This is a genomic window from Butyrivibrio sp. XBB1001 (assembly GCF_000424505.1).
GTDB lineage: Bacteria > Bacillota > Clostridia > Lachnospirales > Lachnospiraceae > Butyrivibrio.
Genome location: NZ_KE384201.1, coordinates 129186 through 154133 on the forward strand (window position 1 = coordinate 129186; position 24948 = coordinate 154133).

General features: G+C 40.0%; 17 protein-coding genes and 1 riboswitch. Of the genes, 2 read left to right on the forward strand and 15 right to left on the reverse strand.

All coding sequences use genetic code 11. From position 1 onward, the window contains the following. Window positions 1–172 precede the first annotated feature (172 nt). The 4 genes from G631_RS0116545 to G631_RS0116560 form a co-directional block, all read right to left on the reverse strand. Window positions 173–2845 (reverse strand): valine--tRNA ligase, encoded by a 2673-nt coding sequence (locus G631_RS0116545; protein WP_026490384.1) that lies wholly within the window; start codon window positions 2843–2845, stop codon window positions 173–175. A 676-nt stretch (window positions 2846–3521) separates the two neighbouring features. Next, window positions 3522–5165, reverse strand: a complete 1644-nt coding sequence (locus G631_RS0116550; RefSeq protein WP_026490385.1) for a GGDEF domain-containing protein — start codon at window positions 5163–5165, stop codon at window positions 3522–3524. A gap of 520 nt (window positions 5166–5685) precedes the next feature. Next, a complete protein-coding gene (locus tag G631_RS0116555; RefSeq protein WP_026490386.1) occupies window positions 5686–8205 on the reverse strand; it encodes an ATP-dependent DNA helicase in 2520 nt (839 codons plus the stop codon). Window positions 8206–8582: 377 nt separating this feature from the next. After that, window positions 8583–8822 (reverse strand): HPr family phosphocarrier protein, encoded by a 240-nt coding sequence (locus G631_RS0116560; protein ID WP_035789970.1) that lies wholly within the window; start codon window positions 8820–8822, stop codon window positions 8583–8585. A gap of 282 nt (window positions 8823–9104) precedes the next feature. On the opposite strand from G631_RS0116560, the gene asnA reads away from it, so the two are divergent. Both asnA and hflX read left to right on the forward strand, forming a co-directional pair. Continuing rightward, window positions 9105–10115, forward strand: a complete 1011-nt coding sequence (gene asnA, locus G631_RS0116565; protein WP_026490388.1) for an aspartate--ammonia ligase — start codon at window positions 9105–9107, stop codon at window positions 10113–10115. A gap of 415 nt (window positions 10116–10530) precedes the next feature. Continuing rightward, window positions 10531–11859: a GTPase HflX gene (gene hflX / locus G631_RS0116570; RefSeq protein ID WP_155833954.1), complete on the forward strand. Its 1329-nt coding sequence runs from the start codon at window positions 10531–10533 to the stop codon at window positions 11857–11859. Window positions 11860–11947: 88 nt separating this feature from the next. Here the strand turns inward: hflX and thiT are convergent, their stop codons facing one another. The 11 genes from thiT to G631_RS20795 all read right to left on the reverse strand — a co-directional run bounded on the left by thiT (window position 11948) and on the right by G631_RS20795 (window position 24944). Next, window positions 11948–12655, reverse strand: coding sequence for an energy-coupled thiamine transporter ThiT (gene thiT, locus G631_RS0116575; protein ID WP_026490390.1), 708 nt, complete (start codon window positions 12653–12655; stop codon window positions 11948–11950). A 174-nt stretch (window positions 12656–12829) separates the two neighbouring features. Beyond that, window positions 12830–12932: riboswitch (TPP riboswitch) on the reverse strand. A 102-nt stretch (window positions 12933–13034) separates the two neighbouring features. Beyond that, entirely contained in the window at window positions 13035–13325 is a 291-nt protein-coding gene (locus tag G631_RS0116580; RefSeq protein ID WP_026490391.1) for a helix-turn-helix domain-containing protein, read from the reverse strand. A 45-nt stretch (window positions 13326–13370) separates the two neighbouring features. Next, window positions 13371–13769 (reverse strand): type II toxin-antitoxin system HicB family antitoxin, encoded by a 399-nt coding sequence (locus G631_RS0116585; protein WP_026490392.1) that lies wholly within the window; start codon window positions 13767–13769, stop codon window positions 13371–13373. Window positions 13770–14524: 755 nt separating this feature from the next. Then, entirely contained in the window at window positions 14525–15163 is a 639-nt protein-coding gene (locus tag G631_RS0116590; RefSeq protein ID WP_026490393.1) for a helix-turn-helix domain-containing protein, read from the reverse strand. Continuing rightward, the gene (locus G631_RS0116595) at window positions 15144–15809 is read right to left on the reverse strand and encodes a DUF3990 domain-containing protein (RefSeq protein ID WP_026490394.1); all 666 of its coding nucleotides are present in this window, start codon (window positions 15807–15809) and stop codon (window positions 15144–15146) included. Before G631_RS0116595 ends, G631_RS0116590 begins: the two co-directional genes overlap by 20 nt. Window positions 15810–15954: 145 nt before the next feature. Then, a complete protein-coding gene (locus tag G631_RS0116600) occupies window positions 15955–18042 on the reverse strand; it encodes an HAD hydrolase-like protein (RefSeq protein WP_026490395.1) in 2088 nt (695 codons plus the stop codon). A gap of 104 nt (window positions 18043–18146) precedes the next feature. After that, a complete protein-coding gene (locus G631_RS0116605; protein ID WP_026490396.1) occupies window positions 18147–19094 on the reverse strand; it encodes a hypothetical protein in 948 nt (315 codons plus the stop codon). Between the two features lie 256 nt (window positions 19095–19350). Beyond that, the gene (locus G631_RS0116610; protein WP_026490397.1) at window positions 19351–20778 is read right to left on the reverse strand and encodes a glycosyltransferase family 4 protein; all 1428 of its coding nucleotides are present in this window, start codon (window positions 20776–20778) and stop codon (window positions 19351–19353) included. An 846-nt stretch (window positions 20779–21624) separates the two neighbouring features. Further along, complete coding sequence (locus G631_RS0116620) at window positions 21625–22536, reverse strand: hypothetical protein (protein WP_026490398.1); 912 nt, start codon at window positions 22534–22536, stop codon at window positions 21625–21627. Next, complete coding sequence (locus G631_RS20470) at window positions 22509–23837, reverse strand: glycosyltransferase family 2 protein (RefSeq protein ID WP_051197341.1); 1329 nt, start codon at window positions 23835–23837, stop codon at window positions 22509–22511. Before G631_RS20470 ends, G631_RS0116620 begins: the two co-directional genes overlap by 28 nt. Beyond that, a complete protein-coding gene (locus G631_RS20795) occupies window positions 23838–24944 on the reverse strand; it encodes a glycosyltransferase family 32 protein (RefSeq protein WP_196803896.1) in 1107 nt (368 codons plus the stop codon). It lies immediately after the preceding gene. Window positions 24945–24948 lie beyond the last annotated feature (4 nt).

Genomic DNA, 24948 nt, shown 5'->3' on the forward strand with positions numbered 1-24948 from the left:
ATGTTGTTACCCCTTTGGGCTTTTTTTGCCTTATTTTTCAAGGAAAATTTCCAGCAAACATCAAAAAAACAATATTTGTTACCCGTAAAAGTCACTTCTACGGGTAACAAATACTAGAATCATTACTTCCCGAGGACAATAGCAAAAATGTGCCCACAAGAATCTAATATCTTTACTTAGAAAGCTGTGCAAGTCTTTCTTTTATCTGGTCATAAGTCTGCTGGTACTTGAGCTGTTTCTCTTTTTCCTCAGCAATCTTCTCTGCTGGAGCCTTAGAAAGGAACTTCTCATTGCTGAGCATGTTCTGGCTTCTCTTAAGCTCGCCCTCAAGTTTAGCCTGTTCTTTCTTAAGTCTCTCGATCTCTGCTGAAATATCAACAAGATCTGAGAAAGGAATGTAAACTGTAGCTTCTGCAAGAACTACTGAAACTGCGTCATCTGCAATTCCTGTCTTGTCCTTCTGGCAGAAAGACTCAGAAGCATAAGCAAGTGATTCAAAGAAGAGCTTACCAGTTCTGAAGATGTCAAGAACTTCGTCCTTGTCACTAACTACATAAACTGCAGCCTTTCTTGAAGGAGCAACGTTCATCTGTGTACGAACGTTACGGATTCCTCTAACTGCCTCTTTGATTGTCTCAATGGCCTTCTCTTCAGAAGCAAAGTTCCACTCAGCCTTGTACTCAGGCCACTTGGAGATCATGATGGATTCTTCCTCATCCTGCATTGTGCAGAAGATTTCCTCTGTGATAAATGGCATGTAAGGGTGAAGGAGCTTAAGGGCATTAAGAAGTACTGTCTGAAGTGTCCAAAGAGCTGCCTCGTGAGATGCTGCGTCGTCTGAATTGTAGAGACGAGGCTTAACCATCTCGATATACCAGTCACAGAACTCATCCCAGATAAAGTCATAAACCTTCTGAACAGCAATACCAAGTTCGTAGTGCTCCATGTTTTCTGTAACTTCTTTTACTGTATTATTGAGCTTAGAAAGGATCCACTTATCAACTGGCTCAAGTGCTGCTGGCATAGGCTGGTTGATAGCGCTCTTAGCATCCTCTGCCATGTTCATCATGATAAATCTTGATGCATTCCAAACCTTATTAGCAAAGTTACGGCTGTTCTCAACTCTTTCATTATAGAAACGCATATCGTTACCAGGTGCATTACCTGTGATAAGAGTAAGTCTAAGAGCATCAGCACCGTAGTTCTCGATGATATCAAGAGGATCGATACCATTTCCAAGGGACTTAGACATCTTTCTACCCTGTGAATCTCTTACAAGGCCATGGAAAAGAACTGTGTGGAATGGATATGTTCCCATGTTCTCATAGCTTGAGAAGATCATTCTGATTACCCAGAAGAAGATAATGTCATATCCTGTTACCAGTACATCTGTAGGGAAGAAGTACTTAAGCTCCTTGGTGTCATGTGGCCAGCCAAGGGTCTCGAATGGCCAAAGTGCTGATGAGAACCATGTATCAAGTGTATCAGGATCCTGAGTAAAGTGAGTCTTGCCGCACTTAGGGCAAACTGTAGGAGCTGATTTAGCAACTATTGTCTCGCCGCACTCATCGCAGTAATATGCTGGGATTCTGTGTCCCCACCAGAGCTGTCTTGATATACACCAATCACGGATGTTATCTGTCCAGTTGAAGTATGTCTTTTCCATTCTAGGTGGAATGAGCTTGATCTCGCCGTCCTTAACTGCCTTAACTGCTGGCTTAATGAGCTCGTCCATCTTAACAAACCACTGTGCCTTGATCATAGGCTCAACTGTTGTATGGCAACGATCGTGTGTACCTACGTTGTGAGAATAGTCCTCGATTTCAACAAGAAGTCCCATCTCATCAAGCTCTTTTACAATGGCTTCTCTTGCAGCATAGCGGTCCATTCCCTCGAACTTGCCACCATTTGCATTGATAGTAGCATCATCGTTGAGGATATTGATCTCTTCAAGGTTGTGGCGCTTTCCTACTTCGAAGTCGTTAGGGTCGTGACCTGGAGTGATCTTAACTACGCCAGTACCAAATTCCATATCTACATAAGAGTCCTCAACAATTGGAAGTTCTCTATTTACTATAGGTAAAAGAACTTTCTTGCCCTTGAAGCTCTTGTATCTGTCATCGTCTGGGTTTACAGCAACAGCTGTATCGCCGAGCATTGTCTCAGGACGTGTTGTGGCAAACTCGATAAACTCAGTCTTGGAAACAGAGCCATCCTCGTTGATGATAGGGTACTTGATGTGCCATAAATGACCAGCCTGCTCTTCGTACTCAACCTCAGCATCAGAAATAGATGTCTTACAAACAGGACACCAGTTTACGATACGGCTTCCCTTATAAATATAGCCTTTTTCATGCATCTTGCAGAAAACTTCAGTAACAGCTTCGTTACAGCCTTCATCCATTGTGAAGCGCTCTCTGTCCCAATCGCAGGAAGAGCCCATCTTCTTGAGCTGCTGAATGATTGTTCCGCCGTACTCTTTTTTCCACTCCCATGCTCTCTCCAGGAATTTCTCACGACCAAGGTCTCTCTTGTCGATTCCCTCTTTCTTGAGGGTATCGATGATCTTAACCTCTGTTGCGATAGAAGCATGGTCTGTTCCTGGCTGCCAAAGTGCGTTGTAGCCCTGCATTCTCTTGAAACGGATCAGGATATCCTGCATTGTGTTATCAAGAGCATGTCCCATGTGGAGCTTACCTGTGATGTTTGGCGGTGGGATCACGATAGTAAAAGGTTTCTTGTTTTCATCAACTTCAGCATGGAAGTACTTTTTCTCTTCCCAGTTGGCATAGAGACGACTCTCAATGTCTTTGGGATCATAAGTTTTTGCGAGTTCTTTCTTCATGACTTGTCTCCTTCATAATTTCTTCTAAGGTTGCTTACGAGTTGTATTGTAGCTTCCGCTTCACTAAACTCGATAAAACCTCGTTAAGTGTCCGGAAGCAGTGCTATACACGAAAAAACCCTTAGCAGCCTTCTTGGACTGCTAAGGGCGTAATATCATTAAATATACGCGGTACCACCTTAGTTCACGGAAAAATTCCGCCTCAGTAAGCATCTGGAGCAATTGTATGCGTAAGGCAAGTACTCTGCTCTGGGATTCTCACTAGACTCGTAAAAACCTCGTCAAGTGTTCACCCATGGCTCGTACTAGCCTCGGTCAAGGACACTTCCACTCTCGCTACGCTCGATGGAAGACGTTCGGATTAAGCTCGATAATACCTCGCTAAATCCTCTCAGCCCTCGGCAAGTACTCTGCTCAAATGCTCTATCCTGTAACGTGGATAAAACGGGGACACTTATGGGATCAGTACTACCGACTCCGTTCTGGGTGCCCGGTTCAAAAGCTACCTTCCATATCCTCACTGTCAGCGCCCTCTCACCGAATGACTAGTCAGAATAAAACCAGCCAGACAGGCACTTTCTCTTTAGGCAGGATTAAATATGTACTCCTCTTTCTCATAACCTTTAATGTTTAATTATGAATAACTATATAAGTAAAAAAAATTTGTGTCAAGTATTTAATCCACAATCGCATAGGTAGCCTCAGCCAGGGAGGATTCTGAGATAACAGCGCTGTGCAAAAGGGCTATCTCGCCTTTCTTGGATTTCTTAACATCATAGAGAGCGTTGTCGGCAGCATACATGTAATCCCAGAGCTTACTGGTCTCCTGAGGGACAGAGTTGCGGATTCCCTGGGAAATACTGACTTTCTTGTCGCCGATATATTTTTTTATCTCATCTGGAATGTCGGCAACCTTTTCCCTGAGGCCTCTTGCGCACTCCAGGATCCTGTCATCCTTCATGTTCTCGTATATGATTACAAATTCATCGCCGCCATATCTAAAGCCGTGGATTCCACTTCTGCTATCGCACAACTGCTTGATTGCACCTGCGATATGCTTAAGGCACAGATCCCCCACCTGATGGCCGTAAGTATCGTTAAATGCCTTAAAGTTATCCACATCGAGAAGTTCCACTGCCAGATGCCTGCCCCTGCCATAAGCCTTTTCAAAGGCGTGATCTGCAAACTGGTTAAGGCCGTATCTGTTTCCAAGGCCTGTAAGTTCGTCTGTCTGGGCCTTTTTCTGGAGCATGTTATTTTCTTTTTCTATTCTGGCAAGCTTTTCCCTCATTCTTGCAAAGAACTTGTAGCTTTCCATTTTCTCTTTTTCAAATTCCTGAGTATATCTAAAGAAGTCCTCAAGGGCCGCCTGTCTGGCCTTATTGTCATTGGTCATCTGATATATTTCGCAGCGAAGCCTTGCGTGGTTTAAACGAATATTCGAAATATTAATATCACCAAGTGATCCTTCCGTATATCTGGCAATCCTGATAGCATCCTCTACCATGCCAATACTCAGATAGAACCTGGCTGTATTAAATACATCCTCCATATCATCCAAAGAGAAGTTGTTATTCCGTATCATTTCATTAAGAGCGTTGAAACATTTGTCAAACCCCTCTTTATCCCCAAGAAAATGGCAAGCTCTCATCTTAGTATCGAGAACTGGAATGCTTCCCATTATCTCCTCATTGAAATTCGGGGACTGGGACAGCTTTCTTATAGACTCAAGGCACTTTAAAACTGAATCTCTTTTCCCAAGTTTAATGTAGCAGCCTATCTGCATCAGGTGGCAAAAGAGAATGTTGCGGTAATAGAGGCTTTCCCTGCGATTGCGCCTTATGTGCTTATAAGCGGAACGAACATAGGAAAGGGCAGATTTCATATCATCGCAGGTGTAGTATATGTGGCCGATGTTAAATTCCATAAATCCCGGAATAGCGCTATCTGGCAGATCCTCGCAGTATTTTATCCCGCGCATAAAGAAATCAAGGGCCATTTCACTATTTCCATGGTTTAAGGAATCGATGCCCAAAAGGTTGTAGCATCTGGCAAGATGCTCCTTGTCGCCCTCAGCCTGAAGATATTCAATTGCCTTTAGGAGATTTTGGTTGAACTTGCGATAGTTGGTGCTCAAAAGATAATACGCATCCGCAAGATAATAATAGGCATACCCCACCAGATTGTTATCATCCAGCCTCTTGGCAGCCCTGACAAGACGATTGCAAATACCAATATAGCTACCAGACATAGATGATCTGGCAAGCATCAGTTCACTGTTTAATGTCTGAATCTCATTGTTGTAATCTTTGATATTCATATATTATCCCCGCCCACAACAAAACAGTGTCAACAATTAAACATTCATCCGTTTATAAGTGTATTTTATATTTTACAACATTTTTTCTTTTATATGCAATAAATTTTAGGTCCAGTAGCCATGCTATTTCAAGTGTGAAACATGCATGGTTACTAGGTTTTCTTGATTTTTATGACATAGGTGTCGCCGTATGATATGGTTTACATATATCTGTTGACTTTCCTGGTCATATGATTATTTTTGCTCGTTTATTAGTTTATTTTTGCACCTATCGCAAAACCGCCAATTTACTGGGCTTCGTAAATTTGTTCACCAACATATCCCCAATTTCCACAGAGTTATCCACATGACAATGATGTCATTTATTTATAACTTTTACATCATTTATGCAAAAATACGTATTATTGTTCGAACAATTGATACAATTCGAGAATTTTTGTGGTTTACATAAATTATAGTAATTTTGTTTTATGTCAACCATTTCCATCCTCTTTTTTGTTTTTTGGAAAAAATATTCCTTTTAGTCACCTTTTCTTTCAGACCAGAACTGAAGAATCTCGTTTTTGACTGTTTTAGTCGTGACCGTTTTGTAACCCTTCCACTCCCTCGGGAAAAGAGATTTATAACTTGCTTGCGTGAAACGATTGTCCAAAAGAGTTACAACTCCCCTATCGTCCTCCGTTCTTATTACGCGGCCTGCTGCCTGAAGTACCTTGTTCATACCTGGAAATCTGTAAGCATAATCAAAGCCATCGTAGCCCTTTGTCTCAAAATATTCCCTCAGTACCTCTCTTTCATTGCATACAAGAGGGATACCTGTCCCTACTACCACTACACCGATAAGGCTATCGTATTTAAGGTCTATGCCTTCACTAAATATTCCGCCCATGACGCAAAAGCCAATAACATTCTTATCTTCCACAACTTCCAGATCCATGTGGATAACTTTTGAAAGATCCATGTTATTTCCTGTGGAAAACCTTTCAAGGAAAGCTTCTCTGGCTTCTTCGCTCATGTAATCTCTTTGAACTAGAATCTCTGTGTCCTCTTCATCTAAAAATTCTTCCTCATAAATCTCAAGAACATCTTCAAGAAACTGGTGTGAAGGAAAGAATATAAGATAGTTTCCACTTCTTGCCCTCACTACGCTGTCTATATAGCTTGCAATATTGTAGTACTGCTGGGGACTTCTCTCAGAATACTTGCTGGTAACGTCAACTCCCAGGTATACACCAAGGCTCGACGGGTCAAATACGGACTTGGCATAGATTTCAAAGTCTTCCTCTGTGCCTCCGAGAAGCTTTTTGTAGTACTGGATAGGAAGGAGCGTTGCGGAAAAGAGAATAGAAGACCTGCCTCTTGCCATACATTCCGCTAAATTTCTGGAAGGATCTGCGCAAAATAGTCTCACTAAAAAGCTTCCATCCTCTGAAAACTCGCTAAACATCTCATAATGGTCATCCACAAGATCATATATTGTAAGAAACCTTGAGACATCAAAATAAAACTCCAGAATCTCATCTCTACAAGGCCCCTCTGAATGGTCTTCAAGATATTCTGAAATTATGCCCGCCAGCCTGTTTAGCGGATTTATAAGACTATCTATTGTAGAAAGTTTGCTACAGCCATCGCAGGCTCTTTTCATCTCCAGCATGGCTTTGTTGCATTTTTCCAGGTGTCCCGCTATCTGCGGATGGAACTCTTTTATTGTGTTCTTAAGCTCCAAAAAGCTCTCTTTTCTAAGGAATGCACTATACATGTCTCTGCCGCGATCAAGCAGATTATGAGTCTCATCCACCAAGAATACATAGTCATTTTTCCTGCCTTCTGCAAAAAATCTTCTCAGATAAACAAAGGGATCAAAGACATAGTTGTAATCACAGATAACGCCATCAGCCCAAAGACTCATATCAAGCGACATTTCAAAGGGGCATACCTGGTGCTTTTCGGCATACTCTGTTATCTTTCCCCTGTCAAAAGAGTCTTCGTTTGTCAGAAGATCAAAAATAGCGTCATTTACCCTGTCAAAATGGCCCTTTGCATAAGGGCAGGCCTCAGGATTACAGTTTCTCTCTTTTTCATCCAGAAAACATATCTTGTCCTTGGCGGTTATGGTCACAGTCTTGAACCTGAGATTCTGTCCAGATCTGAGGGTATCAAAAGCCTCCTCTGCTACGGTTCTTGTGATTGTCTTGGCTGTAAGATAAAAGAGCTTTGAAGCCTTGCCCTCTCCGATTGCCTTAACTGTGGGGAAAACCGTGGTTATAGTCTTACCTGTTCCAGTTGGTGCCTCTAAAAACAGCTTTTTTCCGTGGATAATTGTTCTATATACGCCTGCCGCCAGATCTTTTTGCCCGTCTCTATAAGGAAAAGGAAACTGAACAGCCTTTATGGATAATGTGCGCGAAAGTCCCCATTCATACTCAAAATCGGACCACTTGAGATATCTTTTAATAAGATCATCAAACCAGGTTGTGATTTCCTCGTAGGTGTACGAGAAATCGAAATATTTCATTTCCTCAGTATCTATGTTGCAATAGCTCATGCGGACCTTGATTCCAGGGCAATGGACCTGCCTTGAGTAGATTGCGGCATAAACTTTAGCCTGAGCCAGATGCACATCAATGGGCTCTTTCATCTTGGAAAGGTCTCTGTAGGTGCCCTTTATTTCGTCAATCAGAGGGAGTGTACAATTCTGGATGGACCTAAGGGACGGAGTCATAGGACCATCCTGAGCGTTACTAGAACTTGTCAGGACAAAGCTCGCCTGTGGATCGTAGGCATCCTCCTGCCCGTAATACTTGTCCAGAATACCGTCAGCTCTGCCTTCTATAACGAGGTCGTAGTTTTCTGTGCTGTGGACGTATTTAAGTGGTACCTCTGCGTGGTAGTCGGGCCCCATGCTCTTTTGAATCATGCGGTGAATCCTGCCGCCTTCCTGCATGGCATCTGTAGGAGCCTGATGAATTCTGTTATCTATGCTGCCGCTCCTTAGGATAAACTCTACAAGGCCGCGGACGGAAAGTGTTATTTCTAACATGTTTTCTCCTGGGTGGATATTTTGCCAATTCCTAATTTATTAGGTTCCTGCGGACATATTACTCTTTTGTCCACAGGAATTCATAGATTTTTGCCATTTTATGTCAAAAATCTATGAAAACAAGCCATCTAAAGGCAGCTTCGCTGCAGGGCTTGTTTTCCTCTTGTATCATTTTCTTACGAAACCCGCAGCTAGTGCGGGTTTCTATTTGAAGTCACCAAAATCTATAGTATATTGTACCATCTGGTGGCCAATCAAAAAACAATCAAGCCTGCAATAAAGAAAAAAGAGGATAAGACATCGGTAAAGATATCTCATCCTCTTAAATCATAATGTATGTTGAACAATTCAAATAATAAAGAAAAAAAGCTAATTTATCAGCCAGCGATTGCAAGACCATTAAGGTACTGCTCGAACTGCTGGTTATTTCCCTGATACTCAACTGTAAGAGTCTTGGTAAGATCAAGGCCAAATACTCCTAAAATAGACTTCGCATCAACTACATATCTGTTGTAATATATATCCACGTCAAAATCACACTTAGTAGCTTCCTTGACAAAGTCCTCAACCTGTGTAGGCTTCAACATAATGTGCTTCTTAATAACATTTCCTATCATAAAAACCTCCTTGGGATCCATCCATTTATCCCAGAAACCGTTAACATACTTTGTAACGGAACAATAAAAACATTTAAATACTTCTGTGTAATATACACTACGAGTTTGTATATGTAAATAGGAAATTGTGACGAAACTGTGACGAAATCACGAATTTTTTGTAACCCCTTACAGAAGCGCATGAATACTGGATAAACAAAACCCTTGCAATCTAGAATACACCGTTTTAATATGTAATAAGTTAACCAAAAAATATGAATTTGGAATTGGAGCATATTAATTATGGAGAATCTCAAAATCCCTAAGAAGTATGAATCCGCTCTGGATCTTCATGATACTCAGATCGGAATCAAGACTGTAAAAGACTTTTTTCAGGGCATGCTGGCAACAAGGCTGAACCTCCTTCGAGTTACAGCGCCTTTATTTGTTACACCCGAGTCAGGTCTTAATGATAACCTAAATGGTGTGGAAAGACCTGTTTCTTTTGACATTCTTAATGAAAATGAAAGGCCAGCCGAGGTTGTTCACTCTCTTGCCAAGTGGAAGAGATTTGCACTGAAAAAATATGGATTTGGCGTTGGTGAAGGTCTTTATACTGATATGAATGCTATCAGACGTGATGAGATTCCTGATAACATCCACTCAATCTTCGTTGATCAGTGGGATTGGGAGAAGGTTATCGAAAAGAAGGACCGTAATCTTGACTTCTTGAAGGCCACAGTTCGTGATGTTTACAAGGTTCTTCGCAAGACCGAGAAGTTCATGTCTATCCAATATGATTATATAGAAGAAATCTTGCCCGATGAGATTTTCTTCATTACTACTCAGGAACTTGAGGATATGTTCCCAGACAACACTCCTAAGGAGCGTGAATACTACATTGCCAAGGCTAAGGGCGCTGTATGCATCATGCAGATTGGTGACGATCTTGCTTCTGGCGACAAACACGACGGACGTGCTCCAGACTATGACGATTGGCAGCTGAATGCTGATATTATTGTTTACTATCCTATTCTTGATATTGCTCTTGAGCTTTCCAGCATGGGAATAAGGGTTGATGAGAAATCTCTTTTGTCACAGCTTGAAAAGGCCGGCTGCACAGAGAGAGCTAATCTCCCATTCCAGAAGGCTATTTTAGAAAAGGATCTTCCGTACACAATTGGTGGTGGTATCGGACAGTCCAGAATATGTATGTTCTTCCTTAGGAAGGCACATATTGGAGAGGTTCAGTGCTCAATCTGGCCAGAAGAAATGGTGACTGAGTGCGATAAAAATGGAATTAAATTGCTGTAATATATAATTTTCGAACAAAACGGCGTATTCTGTGGTGATAATCGTCAGATAAATATTTTTTGCTCCTGTTAAGCTGGACACTTCGATGAGCCCAGAGCATCAATTTCATCGTGCAGAGGCACTCGAAATTGATTGGTCTCATCTACGTAGCTTAAAAAGTCGCAAAATAATATTCATCTATCCTCTTACTACCGCAGAATACGCCGTTTTGCCGATAGTGTATAAATACCGATTATATTGTATTATATTTGCCGATAGTGAATATATAACGTTTATGATGTGTTATCTTTGCTGATAGTGCGTAGATAACGTTTATGATGTTTTATTTTTGCTGATAGTGCGTAGATACCAGTTGGTTTGTGCATTGCTAATATTTTTAAAATGAGATAAGTCTTTGAAGAAAAGGAGGAATGGTTTGAAGAATACACTCCATCAGATAATTGAAGATACGCCGCAGGTTAAGGCGGTGATTGTTGGGCTTAACACTAATAAGTCAGAGGATGAGTTTGAAAGGTCCATGAATGAGTTAAGAGAGCTGACTAAGGCTCTTGATATCAAAGTAGCCTGCACTACAACTCAGAATCTTCCAAGCCCAGACCGCAGCACCTATGTGGGAAGTGGTAAGGTCGAAGAAATAAAAGGCGCAATTGAGATGTTTGACGCTAGCATCGTAATTTTTAATGATGACATCTCTCCTATGCAGATCAGAAATCTGGAGAAGGTACTAGACACCGAAGTTATCGACAGAACTGGACTTATCCTGCAAATCTTTGCCCAGAGGGCCAAGACAAGGGAGTCTCGTCTTCAGGTCGAATATGCCCAGCTTCAGTACATGCTACCAAGGCTTGTGGGAATGAGAAGCTCTCTTTCAAGGCAGGGCGGAGGAAGCGGAAGGCTCTCCAATAAGGGTTCAGGTGAGAAGCAGCTTGAGCTTGACAGAAGACGTATCGAGCACAGAATGGCTGAGCTTCGAAGAGAGCTAGAAGCTGTGGAAAAAGAGCGTGAGACTCAACGCGGCAAGCGTATAGATTCGGGAATTCCCAAGATATCTCTTGTAGGATACACAAATGCCGGCAAATCCACGATCATGAATAATCTTCTTCGCCTCTATGGCGGCGAAGCCTTTGAAGATAAGCAGGTTTTGGAAAAAGACATGCTGTTTGCAACTCTGGATACTTCTGTCAGAAAGATAGCAGCTCCCGGGAAGAGACCCTTTCTTTTGACAGATACCGTAGGTTTTATAAGTGAGCTCCCTCACTCTCTGGTCAAAGCCTTCCGTTCAACCCTGGAAGAAGCCAAGTACGCCGACATTATTCTAGAGATCATTGATTTTGCTGATCCTGAATATCGTTTTCACATGGATGTGACGAGAGAAACTCTGGCAGAAATAGGCGCCGGAGACATCCCAGTTATCTATGTTTTCAACAAATCAGATCTTGTGCAGGATGAGCAGCGGGATAATGATCAGCTTGTTATGGATGTTCCAAGGGCTGTGGATGACAGGGCCTACATCTGCGGCAAGGATCAGGGCAGCCTTGATACTCTTATCGATCTTATAGAGGAAAAGCTTGGCGCAGACGATACTCTGTGCGATATGCTCCTGCCCTACTCAGAGGGTGGTCTTCTTAATATGCTAAATGAAGCCGGCAAGGTTAAGGCCAGTGAATACCTGCCAGAAGGCGTTAAGGTCAGCGCCATGCTAAGCGCCAAGGAATACGCCAGGTTTGCAGAATATATTATGTAATTAAAAAAAAGATTTGTTACCCCTAATTTGGTGAAAAAGGGTAACAAATCTTTTTTCTTCATCAAATATTGGATTTATTTCTCAAAAATCAGGCATTTGCAGCCTGATGCTCTTTTCTCACACTCTTTTCAAGAGCTTCTGCCTTGATTCTGTGGAGAGCTACGCGAACTGCAGGAATTGCCATAACTGCAATTGTAAGAATGGCCTCTGCTCCGATGTAGGAAGCATTATAGGTAAGTGAATAACCAAGTGCTGATGAACCCTCTGGAGCGTAATCAGCAAAAAAGATCACACCTGACAAAACAGAGAAGACATATCTTCCGAAAATTCCTGCAAAGTAACCTTTGAGCATTCCAACCTTGCTATTGTGGAAAAATCCAGCAAGACCAAGTGCGCCGAATGCAAGGATGTAATCGCACAGAAGCTGTGGAACGCTGATGATATATGGATCTGCGATCATCTGAAGAAGTCCATAAGCAAATGCTGCAGACAAGCTGACTCTTGGGCCATACAGATAACCAATATATGTTACAAAAAACATGCTAAATACAGTAAGTGAACCGCCCATTGGAAGCTTGAAAAGCTTGATGTTTGAAAGAACAAAAGCAAGAGCAAGGCAAAGAGCTGACACTGTGATCTGCTTGACACTCATCTTGCCTTTTCCATCTGAATTCTTGAAAAAGCTGATAGTTGCAAAAGCTATAAGTGCAAGAACTACAACAAGTGCATATCCTCCCTTGGTGATATTGTAGTAAACATCTCCATCTTCAATTACTTTTTCTAAAAATAATCCCATTAAAAAATCCTCCCTAGATTTATCCGCATCCAGGGAGGAATCTTATATTCCCTCTAAGTTGTTCTGAGCAAATGCACCTTTCGTGAATCTCTCCAGCTTTGAAAGTGTGATTCCTAACTCTCAGATTCATCTCAGTGATCACACCTAAAATCCTGTAATCAAGTAATTTACAATTATCAGAACATGTAGCTTCCCTACGCCGGCATTATCCGGGTCAGGTAATAAGGGTTAGACGCTCGTAGCGTTCAATCTCAGCATAGCTCCCCTAGCGGCTTTATTTTATTCTATTACATTAAACTCTTATGTGCAGGGAATGTCAAGTGAGTGAATAATAACTTGGCCATAGCTAAATAAATTCAGATACATGTTTCTTTACATATCATTTTTTCTTGATTGTTAAAGTATATCCGATAGAATCAAGATACTTTATCACTGTGCCTATAGTCACACTTGCCCCATTTTCTATTCTACTGATTGCCTGCTGTGATAGTCCGGACAAACGGCTCACATCCTTTTGTGTGAGAGCTTGCGCCTTACGGGCATTGATCATTTCCTGCTTAAATGCCATTTCTGTTAAAAAAAGCTCATGCTGTTTTTTCAACTCTGCGTCACTTGATATTATTTCATCAACAATCTCTTTTTCCTGTTCATAACTACTCTTTACCAACATAACATTCACCTTACATAAGCCCTTCTCGTTTAGCTCTTTGACACATTAGTACAAACGCAATCGCTCCTTCAAAGCATCCTGTAATGTTTGAGAGAAGTTGATTCCTGCAGCAGTTGCGGCATCATTAAGCCATGCTGGAACAGATAAAGTCTTTTTTACAGCCATATTGTTCAAAGTATGTCTATATGCCACTGTATCCACGCTGATCAAAGATGAAAACTCACCCCTCTTCATTTTCAAAGATAAAATGTTAGATGGCACAGGAATCTCGCGCTTATTATCTTCATAGTGAACTAGCATAATTGCCAAAGCATCATTAGCCATTCTTAAAGCATCCGCCAAATCATCTCCCGAAGAAAAACACCCATCCACATCTGGAAATCGGACTGAAAAACCATTTTCTCCTTCTGGAGTAAAAATTGCTGGAAATATATATTTTGCCATTGTTGTTCCTCCTCGTCTTTATAAAAGTCCTGCTGCCCTAAGAATACTTTTGTGTCTTAATATATAACAATTTGTTTTTCTTTTTATTTTTCTGACTATCTCAGATACAGTTGCCATATTACTCCTTAATAGTATACGTAATTAATACGTATGTCAATTTACTTAATATTCTTTAAGACAATTCACCAACCTATAGGGATCAAAGACATGCGTCTAGTTGTTCAGAAATAGCGCACTTAAAGAAAGGCACAGATAAGCCACATCTCGTGACAAGCGCGCAAAAGTAGTTCCCGCTACTTAACTCGCTGCCGTCATCAATGGCACGTGCAAGGACTCTCAAGGATAATCCCTATAGGTCAAGTGTTTGAAGATACTAATCATGCAAGAATTCTTGTTCAAGGAAGTTCCAGCGAATTAGACACGCTGTCTGCATAATTAGTTGCTTAGAATAAAGCTGAAGTTTTAAAATTTTAATATCTCAAAACCACTTGCGTTAGAATATCAGCAAATAATAATTCTGTAAATAGTTTTTTGACAACATTAATAAAATCGCAAGGAAATCTTAAGAAAATCGCAAGAATTTGACGGCATACGGTGGTTTTGCAGACTGTATTACATAATAGTCTTGCAATTAAAGCTTTTTCATGACAATTTTGTTGAACATAAAACCGGTGAAAAACTCAATGCAAATGACATCCCGTTTATTCATGTGCTCCTAAAAAGAATCACATTCCTTGCTGTAATAATAAAACTAATCATCTGATCAGCGTCTCCATAGAGCATCCTAGAGCCTTGGAAAGCTGGTATAAGGTCGCGCCTTGTGTCTTGTGGATATCTCTCTGCCCCTGCTCAAAGAGCTGTATCTGCCTAAGTGGCACGCCTGATTTTTCAGCCAGAGCTTTCTGGGATAATTCCGCATACGTCCTAAGGCGCTTAAGAGCACTCTCTTCTCCACTGGTCTTGCACTTCTCATCCATGATTTCAACAAATAAAGAAATATCAGCCTCATGAAGCGTGTCGTACATGCCATACAGCATATCTACAGGCACACGCTCATCAATTGATTTGAAACTCATTCCAGAAATCCACTGGTAATATGCAAGTGCCCATCCAATCCAGTACTCCCTGGACTTATCAAGATACATCACATCTTCCATTTCTATGTGCCTGTCTGAACTTCTCTCGATAACTTCCCTAGCAACTTCGCAGCCATTTTTACCAGCAACATATGTGGGATTTCCAATTTCAAACTGGCTATTCATGCCACTTACCATAAACATGTCATAGAACGCCCGTAGCGTTAGTCCAATAGTATTGACCGCATAGTCAAACATATCTCCCATAACACGTTGTGCCAGGGGCAAGTACATTTCATCATAAGCGCAGCATTTCATCAGGCACACCTCCCCTCATTATGTCCAGAATATATATTTCATCCATCAACCTGGAAGTAGGCCTCAGCTCCTGATACTGGCTTCTGGCCTTTTTATCTCTGCTTATCATTTTATTAAAATACAGGTCACACTCAGCTTTCTCGTAACTTACAAATCTAATGCTGTCAAAGGCTCTTTTGCTCTTAAGGACAATATGATCATTAAGCTCTCCAAGCCTCATTGCTCTGCTCAATTTCTGTAGAGAGATAGTTCCCATAATAAAATCCTGAACAAATGAAAAATAGGAATCATCTGCGCGATACCCTTTTATCACGTCAAATCCAGAAATATCCACAAGATAATTTTCCTGTAGAAAAATCTTGGCTTCCTCCGCTATGCTCTTCCTCTGCCAATAGCCTCGGTATTTGGTCAAAAGAGCTAGCCAATTCAGAATATTGTAATCCTCATTCAGATTACAAAAAGATAAGCCTTCCGTTTCAAGTTCATAGCAATTAGAGAATCCGTCAGCATTCCGTTTACATGCCCATTCCTTGGACAATTCCTTGTCCTCAGTACAGTAAAAACCCTTCCCATAATCATTACCTGCGTTGCCAGCACCATAGACAGGATTATATATAATATTCTCAGAACCGTGATATAAAACCATAATAACCTCGTGCATAAAAAATATCGCTGAAGAGATACTTTTATTATATCTCTACAGCGATACATTTTCAAACTATTATTACATTACAGCCTCAATATCATTCATTTACTCTTTACTAGTAACCAATATATCCGCCAAATAGTATTCACAGTACATCCTTAATATCAGTCATGCGGCCAAAAAATGGGTCTTCAATTACCAGGCTCATGAAATCCTTATCAAGGATTTTGACTTTGCCGATCAGTGCCAGGAGCACTTCGTCTAATTTCTTGTTGGTATAATGGAGCATCTGGTCAAGTCCCAGAATCTGAGTGTAATCCTTGTAGAAGTCCAAGACGCCCTGCTGAGCCCTAAGAACACACTCTATGGCCTCTGGGCTTCTTGTCTCCTTATCATAGAAAGGCTCTCCATTTCCATAAAACTCCTGCAAACTAGGCTCTGGAGATGAAAGGATAGTCTCAAGTATATAATAGCTATTAAAAATTTCGCTTGAAGCTCTTTCTTTTTCCGTATAAAAGGGCATTATCTCAAGTCCTTTATCTGCCATGAACTCTGGCTCCAACTGAAGGAAATAATAGCCCTTAAGATTTGCAGTCAGAATATTCCCAAGAAATAATTGAGTAGTACCCTTTGCCACAAAGTCAAAAACTGCCACATCTCCGCTACGTGGAACTCCAACTTCATCTGAATACTGTTGGTAGACAGCTCGCAATTTCCCAGCTCTTTTTAAAATGAGACTATTTTTCTCACAAGTGCTCAAGCCTTTAGCTTCGTCAAGCTTTATCCCATATCTGACTTCCAGCTCTTTTACCGGATCTCCGAAATACCTCATGCTACTAACGTAATCTATGTCTTCGGCATTTCTAACGCCAGCCCGTATTGCTGCAGTCCGGGAAGTCAGGAAATAAATGCATTTGTAGCCAAATGGGTCCTGAGTATCTTTGTACATCCTATGCAAAAGAAATCCATCCCTTGCGCACAAAAGGACAGCCGCAATACTTTCTTTCTCTGTTTCTGTTTTTAGCCACAAAGCAAAGTCAGTGATCATGTTCCCGCAAAAGAGATAGCCAATCTCCCAGGCATCGCTTACAGCCAGCAATTGACTATCTTTTTCCCAGGCAAAGGGATTTGAAAAGAAAGTATTGATAAAGAGACCAACTTTAATTCTGTCAGATAGATTGACGACATAAGGCTCGCAACCCAGGCCACCTAAAGCCTCGTATATTTCCATCCCACTTAGCAGCTTAAAGGCCTTGATTCCGCTTCTTTCTGCGTTTTGGACATCAGCATATTCATCATCTCCGATGTGAAGGAGATTATTGCTCTTAGCTTTTTCTTTTAACACGTCAAACAAGCCCTGATTCTTGGCGTAACCATATTGAGAAGAAATAAGAATATCCTCAAAGCCAGTAATCTCCAGCGCTTCCAGCAATGTCTTTATCTTTTCCTCATTGTAGTAGCAGTCAGATGTAATGAAGACCTTTTTGCCATGAGAAATGCAGTAATCAACTATCTCAGCCATTCCCTGTCTGGCATTCATCAGAGAATGATCCACCTTCCACTCAAGCTCTGAAAGCTCATAGGCAGGAGAATCTGAATTCAAAGCATCTTTAAGCTGATTGATCAATTCCTGTGGCTCGTAGGCAAGAAGGTGTTCATATATCTCTTTCAGCTTTGGTGCCTTTGTCACAGAAAGCTCTTTTTCTGCAAAAAGACGTTTCCTTGCAAAATCTTTAATAGCGATGCCTTCACGCCTTAATTGTCTATCCACCAGTTCAAAAACATCAGTATAGCTCATGGTTTTTCTGGAAACTAAGGTGTCAAAAAGGTCAAAGCTCACAGCATCGGAAGCATCTATCGCAGCAATCAATTCATTTCGACCAAGTGCGTGTATATTCTTATAATCGTATATAACTTTATTTTCAACAAGAAGGTCATTTCCCCTTACATCAAACACGGCTATGCCACTCTGGATGCAGGATTCACGGATTCTTTTTGCAATAACCTTGCAAGAACCAGGCCTGGCGATAACTATGACCACCTCAACTCCATGGTTTATAGCCTCATCCAAAGGCATGACCTGAAATCCATACAGCTCTCCATCCTGCCTGAAGCCATCTAACAGGCACAAAATATCAAGCCCATTCCCATTTTCAGAAATGAACCTCTCAGTCTCAGTGCTGAGGCCGTATAGAGCTATTTTCTTTTCCTTAAGATTTGTTAGATCAAGCATTCCAAGGTAGCTCCTAACAACAAATATTATATATTTCCAGTTTTATATAATAATAGAAAAACTCCTGGTGCAACAGTCTATACTCTACACCAGGAGCTTCAATATTACTTATTTAAACTTTTCTTTAATTCTTCCAATTCTTTTCTCAGTTTATCGTTTTCTTCCTGTAATTCCCTACGATGAGCTTCTCCTTCTGCTCTTCCCTCAATTCTGCCTTTATCAAGACCTTTATGATATATTCTAACCTCAGGAATATCTAACGTTTTTCCGCCCATAACAACACCTACCTTCTTATGGATATTTTTATGATTAGAAGTTAACTTATCGGCCACCTCATGAGTTAATCTTATGATAGCACCATAGGAAAAAGCTGACAAGTTGCCCCTCTTCAGCTCCTCATCTAATCTTCCATAAATATCATCATACACTTCAAAAAGTGCATCCAACTTTTCCTGATCATTATCAATGAGCTGTAACTGACGTTCGTACTTAAAAATGTAGAATGGCAATAACATGTATAACTTACTATCAAATATGTCGTCCAAGTCATAATCAGCAATCTTTATAATCTGGACTTGGTATGAAATTTGCTCTCCACTTGGCATTTCAATTTCAACTACAGCTCTTTTAGGAGCGTCGCTGGACTCTCTAAGCAAAAGTATCCCCGTATTAGGGAATTTCATATGGATCTTATGAAGTCCTCTTTCTGCACTATCCAAAGCAATCTGAGAATCGTATTCAAAAATTCTGACTAGTATAGAGCCATCATATCTTTTACTCTCACATTCAATATGATAGCGCTTAGTTACATTTTCAAATATTATCTCCAGGCTTGAATCTGTAATTCTTTTTACGCCTGTCTTGTCCTTTTTCTCAACAATGTGTTCATTTCTAAGTCTTTTTATCACGGCAGTTTCATCATAGTTTTCCCCAAACATATGATTGATAACAGGAACAAGAAGGTCATTGCACTCACCTTCCATAGTCCTGAATGCGTTATCATAAATGCTGCCAGAATTACATCTTTCTCTCTTTCGTTTCTTTCTCCTCATTTTTCCTCCTGTGCATAATTAGTTGTGACTTAACCATGCATAGAACAGACAAATGACATAAAGAACTTAAGATAATAACTCAAGAAAAATAATTGTCAAAATAACTAAACTCACTCATCATGGGAAAGCTTGGCGAAATGCCGCGATTGCTACACATGAAAAAATCACAGGAGTGAGTTTAACACATCAGATTCCTAGTGTAAAGTATGAAGTTATCAATGTGCATTTTAGCATTCCAAATAAATATATACGTATTTCAAGCCTTTATATTCAAGCATGCCCGAACATACCCCAAAAGTGTATTTTCAAATACTTCCGTAGTGAAATGCTCCTCATATATATTTCTAGCACATGCTCCAATTTCTTTTAAATTATCCTGATGTTCTACGCACCATTTAATCTTTTCAGCCAGTTTTTCAGAAGATTCACTTGAAAAAATAAAACCATCAATTCCATTATGTATGTACGCCGCTGTGCCAGTAGCATCAGATACAAGGCATGGAACCTTATGCATCATGGCCTCTGCGCAAACTGTGGGCATCGGATCCTCTCGTGACGGGCAGATCAGCACATCCGTGTTTTCAAGTATGTTATTTATCTCATCCCGTCCTACAGTCCCAACAAAGTTCACATTTGAATAGGGCTCCGCCCTGCGACAAAGCTTCTCCGCAAAAAGAGATTCATCCTGCCCCACAAGCTTAAAAGAACACTTTGAAAGAGTATCTTCACCCAATTGCTCTATCGCATCCAGAAGAATATCCTGGCCCTTTCTCCACTCAATATAACCTATAGTTGTAAAAAGAACTCCCGGCTGCTTTTCTTTACTCTTATTAGCCTCCAACAGGTCAGCGTTAGTCTGTGTCGAATCAGCAACTGCATATAAAAGCTCAGAAATATCCGCACTTGGAACACGGCTTTGAAACGCTCTATTTGGAACACTTCCCACAGATAAAAGCTTGATATTGGACCTGTTGATGTTTTCAAGGACGCCTTTCCTAATACCCTGATAGAAAAATGCCGAATCATGAAGCCACCAGATGATTGGGATATCTTCCGCAGTCTTCTTTAAAAAAGTATGATAATTTATAGTGTTACATATTACCAAGTCAAAATCGCTTATCCATCCTATCTGATTCATGGGCAACAACTGAAGTCTGCTATCCACAATGACATCTATGCCTTCTTCTGTCAGGTTCTCTCTGAGTCTACCATCAATCATTGATCCAAACGTAACTCTATATCCGTTTCCCTGCAGCACCTTGGCTGCATTAAACAGCGCCAGCGCTGGCCCTCCTAGATTAAGATCATGTGATAGTAAAAGAACTGACTGCGTCGCCTCAGGGCCCTGCTGCCTCTTAACTTTATATATAGCTTTTTTGTCCTCTTTGTAGTCGTAGCCTGACTCTGTAAACAACTTGTATAAATCGTAAAAGTGAAAAATCTTCTCCTCAGAAACTCCTAACTCTCGAAGCTGCGCCTTCATCTCCAGATAGTAAAAACTAAGAATCACAACAGCATCAAAGTTAAACTCCTGTATCTTTTCAGGGCCAACTATAGGCCACCCATCTATGTAAGTTCCCTGCTTTTTGACATTATTATCAAGAACAGCCACAACGTCCTGCTCATGAAAGAAATGGTGGTATCTGTTGTAATAATCTCCTGTGCCAAAAAGAACGAACTTCAATTTGCCTCTCCTTGTATAAAAAGAAAAACTCCTGATGCTTGATAATTTCATATCCTACATCAGGAGTTACCAGCCTAAAAATCACAATGATTTGTTCTCAGCAGTCTTCAAATCCATATAAATTGCCTCAACATCATAGTCAGGGGCATACCTTGAAGCAACTGAGCGCATAGTGTTGGATTATCAAAGATAAGCTTCGCTTTTTTCATTCTGCATATACATATGCCTCCTTCATTTATCTATAACTCCAAAATTCTTGTGAAACGGCATATGCAAGAACTGCTCAGCCTTTCCAGATTGGAATTGAAACTGTAAAAGAAATTTACAGCTGTCTGAGCATATCATAATGCGAATAAATTTGCAAGAACGTCATAATCTTCTGATGTAAACTATGAAATTATCAATGTGCATATGTATTAAAACAGGCAAACAAACTATAATGTATAAATGTTGTTAAATCCTTGTTCCATCAATATTCTTCTAATTTCCCCATGATACTTAGGTATAGTGCATATAAGCACTCCTATATTTTCAACAGGCTTTACATCATATACTGTTCCCAGTACCGGAACGCCATAAAACTCACTCCAATGTAAGTCCGGATGAGGGCTTACCAGGTGTCGAAATAACCAATTTTGCGGTAAATGAAAACTACATCAATAATCATCCTAGCAGAAAAGGAATCGGTACAAATATTTTTAAATACTACATTCTGCCAAAATATGACAGGGGCTGCATCTTTATGTATCAGGTATTATGATTATTCACAACTGCACTGTTCATTTAATATGGACGGTGCAGTTTTATGCAACCACCTTTTCTAACTAGTACAAATCACATAAATATTTACTTTCCTCCATATTCATCAGTAGTGATTAATTTTTCATAACAATCAAAAACAAACTTAATATCACAATCATTAAATTCCATCTTTGAAAGCGCATCCCTATCACACACGTACTTTAGTCCATTAAACGGATACTGAACATACCAGACCTTCTGGTTACATGCCAGAGCCGCAGCAACTCTGTGTGCTCCATTGATTAAACTTCCCGTACTAGCTACCGGAAGAAATCCATCTTTTCGAAATCCGTCTCTATTCATAGAATCAACAAGGCGACAAAAACTATCTTTAAAAACTCCAATACCTCTTTTCCCTGAATACTCAGAAAAATAAGCTGATATATAGTTTTCTGTAGGCTCTTTTGCTCCACATCCAGCCATAATAAACTTTGTATAAAGCTGCTCTCCCTTGCCACCAGTTTCACCGTTTAATATCTCTAAGGCATATAAGTAGCGAATAATAATATCTAGTCTATCCTCATTTACAAACATCACGGAATCAGCTAAAACAGCATTTTCCATTTCGGCTGCAATATCCCTGTCTTCATACCCATATACAATATTCTCATGTATTGTGTAATCATCATTCCACAGTATTTTTTCTTCAGATACTCCTAGTTCTACAAGGTCATCATGGATGGAGTTATATACAGATTCAGCCTCTGCAGTAACTACAATAAAATCATATTCAACATTTTTTATCATTTCAGGTGATTCTACTGGAAGATTTAGTTTTCTAAACCATTCATATTGTCGATCAACCCACAATGCCACTTCTGCATACTCAGAAGTCTTAAGCTGTCTATAAAAATCATAGCCAACTTCACCAGCACCATAAATTACTAATCGGCATCCCTTGGGAACTTTTGAAAAAGGAAACAAAAATCTCATAATTGTTTTTCTGGCATTTTCCAAAGTATCTTTTCCTTAGAAATACCATTCTCCTCTAATCGTTTTCTGATTTCCGATAAAAACCTGTTATGTTCCACTCCTATAACAACGTAGTCAATATTTTCATTTTTTAAGATCTCAGGCGACTGTACTGGAAATCCTATATCTCCAAATTTATTATCCACCCAAGATATCATTTTCACCGAATCCATACTTTGCAATTGTTGAAAATAGCACTTTCCCACCATTCCTGCGCCGTACAAAGCAACTCTACTATGTTTCCTATTCAGAATCTGTCTTATCCCATATGGAAGTAAATATACAGTTTTTGTAAGTACTCCCCTGTCCTTATACTTCTTCTCCTTAATAAACAAAAACTCTGGTAACTCGTTTTCACATATCTCTTTTTTAAGGATTTTCCAATTCTCATCCTCTATATATTTATCATTCTCTTCTGCAAGACCAATTCGAGAGAATCCATCACTATGCAACACGTCATAGACCTGTGCGAAGCTCTCGTAAGTATTAAACCAACCAGTTCTTTCAAATATATTCTTAATTGCAAAATTCAAATATATGTCCTTTTTGGCTAATAACACCTCTTTACTCTTAATTCTATTCCAAATGGCCTCTAATACTATTATCGTATCAAGCGGGCTATTATCATGTCTTCGCATTGAACTATTGGGATTTTCACTTCTATAATGAACTAAAACTTCATCTAAAAAAGATATCTTAGAAGCGCAAAAAAGCGCAAAGAAAGTAAAATACATGCTAAAAGCCGTAACGCGTTCATCCTGATGGCGAATATTGTTCGTAGCTAAATAAGCATGTCTATACAACTTATTCCAAACAGTAGTTGTCGTGTAATGAAATGGATTTCCGTCATATGATTCATATCCGCTCTGCAAAAGCCAGGGTGCAGGACGTTTTTCTTTTGTCGCATAGTGAAATTCATCGGCCGCAAATATCAGAACATCGCTCCCACTACTTTCGATTGAAGAAACTGCCTTTTCTAATAATGTTCTTTCAAATCTGTCATCCGCATCCAAAAAGAGAATATACTCACCGCAAGCCTGATCATACCCAGCATTCCGAGCTGCCCCGCCTCCTTTATTATTCTGAGATATGAGTCTGATACGACAGTCATTTTTGCAATAATTCTCCAATATTCTCTGACTATCATCTGTAGAGCCATCGTTCACGCAAATAATCTCGAAATTATCATAAGTCTGATTTAGCAGATCATTTAACGACTCCTCAAGATAATTAGCAGCATTGTAAACAGGTATTATTATTGACACCCTCTTACTAGTTTGCTCCATTTAAATCATCTCCATGGTTTGTAGAAGTTCTTCAGCTCTACGTTTACTCTCCCTATCCTTATCAGTAAACCAACTAGCAGCGTACTGATGAATAGAAAAAGAATTCTTAGTAATATACTGTCTTCCTGTGTGATTACTCTGCACTGTCAGATAATTCATAGGAAGTATCGTCATTCCATCAACCGTTTGCATGTGCCCGTTGCATTTTAGTCCATGTCTTTTTAAAACTTCTGTCTGATAAGTAGGTGAAGCAATTGTATTAAGGGTTCCATCCTCATTTACAAAGCTAAGATTCTCATACGCTTCATACATTTCCTTAAGTATTTGGAATCCTTTTCTCGCCCCAAAGCCAACGCCCAATGCCACCTTTGCATTATCCTCAAATCCAGCATACGCTTCTAAAAATAACAGTTCATCCAATGCTTTCAACAGCTTAACATCAGTATCAAGATAAATACCGCCTTGCTCATAAATCACCTTCAATCTGAAATAATCTGGAACAAAACCATATCTACCTTGCTCATATGCTTCCTTGACATATTTGCACTCATCAAGATTACAGTTTTCTTCACCCCAACGTATTATTTCATAATCAGGGCAGCATTTATGCCAAGTTTCAATATTCTTTTTGTAATCATCCGGAATTTCTTTTCCACCAAACCAAAAATAATGAATAACTCTCGGAATTTGCTCAGTATCATGTTTACCGAGTATTTCATCGCAATCCTCTATAGTTATCAGCTCTTTTTCATAGTTTTCTTTTCTCATCAAAAGAAAGCTAAACACTATCACGTCATCAGGAACACACTCTTCCAATATCTTTAGGATTTCCAGAAAGGCTCCGGACGTAATCAGAATGACTGCTTCAGGACTACTGGACAATGCCTCTTTCAATCCAGTGACTATATAGTTATTTCCATACACTTCTCGCACCATGCCACACTTGTCAGTACTACTATCAACCAGCTGGATTGAGCTACATAATTCAGACAAATTTGTAAAGACTTCGCTCATCTCATCTAGCATCTTGCCTACACCGTAGCATATAAGATTTTTGCCCTTGATATACTCTAAGAACCTTTCATAATGCGAATTATATAGTTTCATTTTC